Annotated in this window: 8 protein-coding genes; all 8 read right to left on the minus strand. The window is 40.8% G+C overall.

All coding sequences use genetic code 11. The annotated features are described in order from the left end of the window. Nucleotides 1-220 precede the first annotated feature (220 nt). Nucleotides 221-682 (minus strand): transcriptional regulator NrdR, encoded by a 462-nt coding sequence (gene nrdR, locus V7654_RS16705; RefSeq protein ID WP_207500472.1) that lies wholly within the window; start codon nucleotides 680-682, stop codon nucleotides 221-223. Between the two features lie 124 nt (nucleotides 683-806). Continuing rightward, entirely contained in the window at nucleotides 807-1211 is a 405-nt protein-coding gene (locus V7654_RS16710) for a hypothetical protein (protein WP_335431785.1), read from the minus strand. Nucleotides 1212-1315: 104 nt separating this feature from the next. Then, nucleotides 1316-1696, minus strand: a complete 381-nt coding sequence (gene speD, locus V7654_RS16715; protein WP_335431787.1) for an adenosylmethionine decarboxylase — start codon at nucleotides 1694-1696, stop codon at nucleotides 1316-1318. Nucleotides 1697-2009: 313 nt separating this feature from the next. Further along, entirely contained in the window at nucleotides 2010-3041 is a 1032-nt protein-coding gene (locus tag V7654_RS16720) for a glyceraldehyde-3-phosphate dehydrogenase (RefSeq protein WP_335431788.1), read from the minus strand. A 184-nt stretch (nucleotides 3042-3225) separates the two neighbouring features. Then, the gene (coaE, locus tag V7654_RS16725; RefSeq protein WP_335431789.1) at nucleotides 3226-3825 is read right to left on the minus strand and encodes a dephospho-CoA kinase; all 600 of its coding nucleotides are present in this window, start codon (nucleotides 3823-3825) and stop codon (nucleotides 3226-3228) included. Nucleotides 3826-3852: 27 nt separating this feature from the next. Continuing rightward, nucleotides 3853-4485 (minus strand): sporulation membrane protein YtaF, encoded by a 633-nt coding sequence (ytaF, locus tag V7654_RS16730; RefSeq protein ID WP_335376413.1) that lies wholly within the window; start codon nucleotides 4483-4485, stop codon nucleotides 3853-3855. A 188-nt stretch (nucleotides 4486-4673) separates the two neighbouring features. Then, complete coding sequence (mutM, locus tag V7654_RS16735; RefSeq protein ID WP_335431792.1) at nucleotides 4674-5501, minus strand: DNA-formamidopyrimidine glycosylase; 828 nt, start codon at nucleotides 5499-5501, stop codon at nucleotides 4674-4676. A 69-nt stretch (nucleotides 5502-5570) separates the two neighbouring features. Further along, a complete protein-coding gene (gene polA / locus V7654_RS16740) occupies nucleotides 5571-8204 on the minus strand; it encodes a DNA polymerase I (RefSeq protein WP_335431794.1) in 2634 nt (877 codons plus the stop codon). Between the last annotated feature and the right edge of the window lie 89 nt (nucleotides 8205-8293).

The raw sequence follows: 8293 nt of genomic DNA on the forward strand, positions 1-8293 counted from the left end.
GAGCTGGACAATTCTCGAAATAAATTTTCCACTTTCTTATCTTTAAAAAAAAAGCTGAAGTTTCCTTCAGCTCCTTCATGATTTTTTGAGGTTACATCAGAACATCAAGACTTTATCCAGATTTCCGTAAGGAACGATTAGGATTTCCCTGATTCCCTTTAAACTATAAATAATCTTGAGTTCCTAAGACACTTCAAGTTACTCCTAAAGTTTTATAACTTCAGGATTGTTCTTTTTTCAATAATTCTTTAAGTTCATCGATAAAAACATTTATATCCTTAAATTGGCGGTATACGGATGCGAATCGGACATAGGCTACTTCATCGACCTTCGCTAGCCTGTCCATCACCATTTCGCCAACTGCGTCGCTCTTTATTTCAGATACACCCTGGCTGCGCAGTTCTTTTTCAACCTCAGAAGCAAGATCCTCGAGTTCTTTTAAAGCCACTGGTCTTTTTTCACACGCTTTAATTAATCCGCGCAGAAGTTTTTCGCGATTGAATTCCTCGCGTGTGCCTTCTTTTTTGACTACGATCAAAGGAATCTCTTCAACTTTTTCAAACGTGGTAAAACGAAATCCACATTCTTCACATTCACGTCTGCGTCGAATTGATCGGCTATCATCCACCGGCCTTGAATCAAGGACTCTGGTAGAATTATTTTGGCAAGTTGGACATTTCATTTCGATCAGCTCCGAATAATTTGAAATAATGAGTGATGGAAAAACCTCACAATGCTGGCGCTTCCGCTTTTTATTTATCCTTAACTATTATCTTATAAAAAAGAAAGTATCTGGACAAGAGGAACTATACATTTCCATTAATGCCCGAGCCAATATATGTATGTGTCCGATCAAGTTTTTGATAAAAAAGCACCAATTCATTTTTCAGTGTGGGATTAATTCCTGCTGGCGAGAAGCGCTCAGTAGAAATATGCAGATCGACTGCGGTTTCAAAAGGCTTAGTCGTTACAACCGTTACGGTCAAAAATGAAGACACCTTTCTGTTTATTTCTGCAGAAACTTCGCCATGTTCCTTTGAAACGCTAGTAATCCTGCATGATGGGTCAGCTTTCAGCAGTTCTTCAACTGATTGGAACATCTGATTAAAATTAGCTTTATAATAACGAGTTCTTAATTGCTCATCCCGATGACTTTCACTGGTTCCGATAAATTTTTGGTAACGTCCTGTAAGGGCTTTTAAAAAAGACATTAAAGGTCCTCCCGCATAATTAATATAGTTACAGTGTACCGTATTTTGATATAAATTAAAAAAGAGGTGTATCGCTACACCTCTTGTTATCATTCGTATTTTAATTATAGAGCTTTAGCTTGTGCTTGTTTCACTTGCACTGGACCCATGCCGCGCGGAAGTTCAATATTTTCGCGTGTTTGAGCGCCAAGAGCTTCTGCAATATAGTCAGCTGCAATATTAGGATTTAGATCGCCGCAAGTATAAACATCAATGCTGGCGTATCCATGTTCTGGGAAGCTGTGAATAGTTAAATGAGATTCAGAAATAATGACAACTCCGCTTACACCTTGTGGCGCAAATTTGTGAAATGCCACTTCGCGGATTTCAGCACCAGATTTCAAAGCAGCTGAAACGAAAGTTTGTTCAATATAATCCATATTATTTAATTTTTCAAAATCGCAACCCCAAAGTTCAGAAATTACATGACGACCCATTGTTTCCATATTCAATTTCCCCCTCTAACATTATTAGAATGAATCCTTAGTTTCAATGGTATCTTAACTACCACGGGGGAAAGTTAGTCCAGAGAGGTCCTAACCCTTTAAGTAGCCAATTGGTACCGTTATTAAGAAGTTCACGATGACTAGTATACTTCGTTTATATTTTTTTTGCAACACATGAAAACAAAATTTTTCTCATGTTTTTTCATCATTCATTTGCACAGTTTCATAGATACTAAGTTAATAGGCTTAAATGGACTCCAACGCAGCAAAAATAAATAAGCTTGCCGTGGCCGGCAAGCTTACTTGCATTTTATTATCCAACTTTTACTGTAACTGAATTTAACATAGCATAGGCAACATACTTCGTAAGGTCAACAACCCTGCTAGAGTAGCCCCATTCATTGTCATACCATGCAAGAACTTTGACTTTATTTGCACCGATCACCATTGTTGACAGTCCATCCACAATTGCCGAGTGTTCATTCGTGTTAAAGTCAATGGATACGAGAGGCTCTGTTGTAATATCCAGGATTCCGTTAAGGTTCCCTTTTGATGCCGAGTAAAATGCATCGTTGATTTCGTCAATCGTTACTTCACGTTTCAAGTCGACAACAAGGTCAACAAGTGAAACGTTTGGAGTCGGAACTCTTAATGCCATGCCATGCAGCTTGCCTTTTAGCTGAGGAAGCACAAGAGATAAAGCCTTAGCGGCTCCCGTTGAAGTAGGAATGATCGATTGGCCGCAAGAGCGTGCCCTGCGCAAGTCCTTATGTGGGTTGTCGATGTTATTCTGGTCATTAGTATATGAATGCACAGTAGTCATTAAACCATTTTCGATGCCAAAAGTATCATCGAGTACTTTCGCCACTGGAGCAAGGCAGTTGGTCGTACATGACGCATTGGAAATCACATCGTGTTTTTCAATATTTAATGCGCTTTCATTTACTCCCATCACAATAGTGATATCCTCATTCGTACCAGGTGCTGTCAAAATGACCTTCTTTGCACCAGCATCAAGATGGAGTGCAGCCATGTCTCGTGAATTGAATTTCCCTGTTGCTTCTATGACAATATCAATCTTCATTTCTTTCCATGGAAGTTCAGCAGGATTTCGGTTGCTTAATAATTTTACAGTTTTCCCGTTCACAAGCAAATGATCATCCGCAGGAATTACTTCACCTGCAAACTGACCATGTGTTGAATCATATTTAATTAAATGCGCCAGAGTTTCAGCTGGATAGCTTGCATTGATTGCTACAACCTCAAGATTGTCTTCAAGAATGGCTCTTCTGAAAACCATTCTGCCAATTCTCCCAAAACCGTTTATCGCTATTCTCGCCTTCATTGTACGGCCCCTTCCGAATTAGTGTTATACTTAATAACCCCATTGTATGGTATTAGTATAACATATTAAATTTTATTTGTGCTGATTAAATGCACACATTTTAAATTTAAAATAATTCTGACAACTAAAATCATAATTTGATTGTTTCAGAAAAAAACTACAAAAAAAAGAGCCATTACGGCTCCTATAATATTCCCCAATCTTTTAAAATATCCATCAACTGAGCTTTTGAATGTTCAATGCTTCCACGATTATCAATAACCGCATCCGCCAGTTCCACTTTAAGCTTTAATGGCATTTGTGATTCAATCCTTGATAAAGCTTCTGCTTCTGAGTACCCATTTCGTTTCATTAATCTTTCCAGCTGGGTTTCTTCGTCTACATAAACAAGAATGATTTTTTCAACAAGGTTCGTGAGCTTGCTTTCAAAAAGCAGAGGAATATCCATGACAATCGCTTTTTCATTGGCTGCTTCAGCAGTCTGCCTCTTTTGCGCCATCCTTTCTCTTACTGCAGGATGGACGATTGAATTAAGCAGATTTCTTTTTTCTTCATCATTAAAAATAATTGAACCTAACTTCTGGCGATTAATCGCGCCATCTTCAGCTAATATTGATTTCCCAAAATGGCTGATAATATCATTGTATGCTTTTTCTCCTATATCAACAGCAAGTCTTGCCTCTACATCTGCATCAATCACCGTGATCCCCATGTCAGCAAACATGGCGGAGACCGTGCTTTTCCCGCTTGCTATACCTCCAGTTAATCCAATAACTAATGACATTCTCTTTGTATTCCTTTCAAAGGGCTGCTAAAGCTTCAGCACCCCAATTATGATCAATAGTATCCCTGGGACAAAGGAAAACTTCTGCATCCAGCCAATTTCAGAAAAATGACTGCCTAGTTTCATGCCGGCATATACCAGTAATGAACTCATACAGGCCGCTGTCAAAGCCAAATAACCTGGTGAGAAGCCAAGCATTGCCGCCCCGATCCCGGCCCCAAATGCATCAAGGGACAAGGCAAGTCCCAGCATCACCGCTTCAATGCCATTGATTGTGCCTGAACGGTCAAAATCGGCAGTCATTGGTTTTTTCAGGATATTGATGACAATCCCAAGCGATTTAATCTCAAAATTAAGAATGATTTTTTCGTGGCAGAGCAATTCCGTTTTGTCCGGACGGAAAAATTGATATAGAACCCATCCTCCAAGAACGATTAGAACGGATCCGCCCAGCTTTTCGGCTAGCTGAGGGGAAAAAAAGCTCTCAAGAAAATGGCCGATAACCATGGCAGCCATCAGGACAACTGCAGAACAAACTGCAATCACCGCTATCGATTTCAGCGGTATTCTCATTTTTCGCAATCCATACGTAAACCCTACACTAAAACTGTCAAGACTGACAGCGAATGCAAGTAAAAGCAGAGAGATTGTTTGTGCCATAAACTGAGCTCCTTCCTGTCAATCGCTACGTTAGTATATGGAAGGAGCCTATTTATGGTGAGAATCAATCTGTCATAATTCACTTATTAGATGTGGTTAAGTGGTCTGTTGTTTTCTGCTCCAGGCACTCGCTTTCCGCAGGGCCCCGGGAGCCTCAGCTTTAACCAAGGCAACTTATTAAAAGGCTTTTAAAGCTTTTGGCACCTTGGACAAAAATGTGTTCCCCTGCCGCCAACAACTGTCTTCTCCAGCGGGGTGCGACAAACCTTGCATGGTTCATTTTTACGGCCGTATACAAAAAGCTGCAGCTGGAACATGCCAATCTGTCCCTGGGAGTTTACATATGAACGAATCGTGCTTCCTCCCTTTTCTACTGCTTCAGACAGTGTATTGACAATCTCTTCATACAGCACTGCCTCTTCCTTCTTAGTCAGTGAATTAGCAATACGTTCAGGGTGAATCCTTGCGCGGAATAAGGCTTCATCAACGTATATGTTTCCTAGCCCCACAAGGATTTTTTGATCGAGAAGGGCTGGCTTTATCTTTCTATTTGTCTTTTTCAGCTTTTCGGACAGCCATTCAACAGAAAACTCCTCTGAAAAAGGTTCAGGTCCTAAATCAGCAAGCGGCTGCGTCTCAAACTCTTTCCCTTTTTCATATAAATGCATCGTTCCGAATTTCCGGACATCCTTATAACGCAATTCTGTACCGTCGGTAAAGTGAAAAATGACATGTGTATGTTTGTCCACTGGGTCACCGGCATTAAATACTCCATACTTACCTTCCATTCTTAAATGGGAAACAAGCGCAAGCTTTTCAGTGTAAAGAATAAGGAATTTTCCTCTTCGGCCAATTTCCTTTATTATTTGTCCTTTCAGGGCATCGTTAAATTGCTCTGCCTCTTCAGGACGCTTGATCATTTTTGGCCAGGACACTGAAACATGCTTGATTTCTTTTCCCGTTGCGAGAACCTCTAAAGTTCTCCTTACGGTTTCTACCTCTGGAAGCTCAGGCATCCTATCCCGCCTTTCATATGCTTATTTGTAGTCACTGCTGTTATACACCAATTGCGTATATTAATTAGCTTACTTAGCATCATACCAGGTTGGGCCAAAAGCATAATCCACTTTCAGCGGGACATTCAGTTCAATAGCATTTTCCATTACATCAGGAACTACTTTTTTCAGCTTTTCGATTTCATCCTTAGGAGCCTCAAAAATCAGTTCATCGTGTACCTGAAGAAGCAACCTCGACTTAAGTCCCTCTTCCTTAAGCCTGTCAGCCATATCAATCATTGCTTTTTTAATGATATCTGCCGCGCTGCCCTGGATTGGTGTATTCATCGCTGTCCGTTCGGCGAAGCTCCGCAAATTAAAGTTCCGGCTCGTGATCTCTGGGATGTATCTGCGTCGGTGAAGCAGGGTCTGAACATACCCTTTTTGCTTTGCATCCTTTACGATTTCATCCATATACTCTTGCACACCCGGATAGCTTTCGAGATAGCGTTCGATAAATTCTCCTGCTTCCTTTCTTGAAATGCTTAAGCTTTGCGATAGGCCATAGTCGCTGATTCCATAAACGATTCCAAAGTTTACTGCCTTTGCATGGCGGCGCATATTGGAAGTGACTTCATCTTTGCCCACCTTGAAAACTTCCATAGCCGTTTTAGTATGGATGTCCATATCATTCTGGAAAGCCTCAATTAACTTTTCATCTCCAGCAATATGTGCCAGCACACGGAGCTCAATCTGTGAATAATCGGCAGCAAAGATGACCCAGTCCTTTTCAGATGGAACAAACGCCTGCCTTATTTTCCTGCCTTCTTCTAAACGAATCGGAATATTTTGCAGGTTAGGATCAGTGGAACTTAGTCTTCCTGTGGCAGTCAATGCCTGGTTGAATCTTGTATGAACTTTTTGTGTTTCTTTATTCACTACTTTTTGCAGTCCTTCAATATATGTTGACTGCAGCTTTCCTAGTTGGCGATAGTTAAGAATCTCTTCAATAATTTTGTGCTTCGAAGCCAGTTTTTCAAGAACATCTGCTGAAGTTGAATAACCAGTCTTAGTCTTCTTAGCAGCTGGCAAGCCAAGCTTTTCAAAAAGGATGACTCCTAATTGCTTTGGAGAATTAATATTGAATTGCTCTCCTGCCATCTCAAAGATCCTTGTTTCTATTTCTGCCAGTCGTCCCTTAATTTCTTCACCCATATTCACAAGGCGGTCCATATCAAGCTTTACGCCCTGATATTCCATATCGGCCAATACAAGTGACAAAGGCATTTCAAGACTGCTAAACAGATCATGCTGGTCATTTTCCCATAATTCGGTTTCAAGCTTTTCTTTTAACAAAGCCAAAGCAGCTGCCTTACGGACAAGATGCTCCCCGAGTATTTTTTCTTCCGGAATCCTCCGTTTTGCACCTTTGCCATAAACCGCTTCGTCAGATTGAACACTCCAGAAACCATGCTGTTTTGCAACTGCAGCCAAATCATCCGGATTCTCAGATGGATTTATGATGTAGGAAGCAAGGGCAACATCAAAATCAGCACCTTTAAGATGAATTCCGTGGTGTCTTAAAGAGACTTCCGAACGCTTTGCATCATAAACAGTCTTTTTACAGGATTCATCCTCAGCCCATTTTTTGAATTCATCAGATTCAAGGGCCGATTTTGCAGGCATATAAAAGCTGCCTTTCTCACTTACGACTGCAAAGCCGACGATGTCTGCATAATGATAGTTATCCTCAAGCACTTCAACATAAAAAGTACTTTCCTTTGCAAACATTTCCGGGGTAATATTGTCGGCCTGTTCAAACTCAATATCCTCGAGCTCGACTGTATTTCCTGCTTCAACATCCCCGCCTAGCTTGTCCAGAAGCGAATTAAAACCCAATTCTTTAAATATTTTCATGACTTTGTCTTTTTCTGAGCCTTCATATTCCAATTCATTCAAACTTACTACAACCGGAGCTTCTCTAGTAATTGTTGCAAGCTCCTTGCTCATCACAGCCTGGTCTTTAAATTCTGCAAGCTTTTCCTGAAGCTTTTTCCCGCTGACTTTTTCAATGGATTGCAGCAGATTTTCAAGCGTACCATATTCTTTCAGCAGCTTAATCGCCGTTTTTTCGCCTACACCTGGGACACCAGGTATATTATCAGAAGCGTCCCCCATAAGCCCCTTCATATCAATGATTTGTTCGGCACTAAGGCCATATTTCTCCTGGATATGGGCTGGTGTATACTCTTCAATATCTGTAATGCCCTTCCTTGTGATATTGACGGTCGTCTTATCTGAGCTAAGCTGCGTTAAGTCCTTGTCACCGGAAATGACCTTCGTCTCGAAGCCTTCTTTTTCAGCAAGCAAGCTTAATGTGCCGATGATGTCATCAGCTTCATAATTTTCCAGTTCATATTGAGGGATTCCGTAGGCGGTCAGCAATTCACGAATAAACGGAAATTGTTCGGATAGCTCAGGCGGAGTCTTTTGCCTGCCGCCCTTATATTCACTGAAAGTTTTATGCCTGAAGGTCGTTTTGCCTGCATCAAAAGCAACCAAAATGTGTGTGGGTTTTTCATCCTCTAGAATTTTCATTAGCATCATTGTAAACCCGTAAACAGCATTCGTATGTATACCTTTTTCATTGTTCAATAGCGGCAACGCAAAGAAAGCGCGGTACGCTATACTGTTTCCATCTATCAATACAAGCTTTTTAGACATGTAACTCCTCCTCTTTTTAATGCGCTAACGAGTGCCATTGTTTTTTTCTTTTTGGCTCTGTAAAAAAAGTCTGTTGATTTTCGTTCCAG

It is taken from the genome of Bacillus sp. JJ1609 (assembly GCF_036967045.1).
Taxonomy (GTDB): Bacteria; Bacillota; Bacilli; order Bacillales; family Cytobacillaceae; genus Mesobacillus.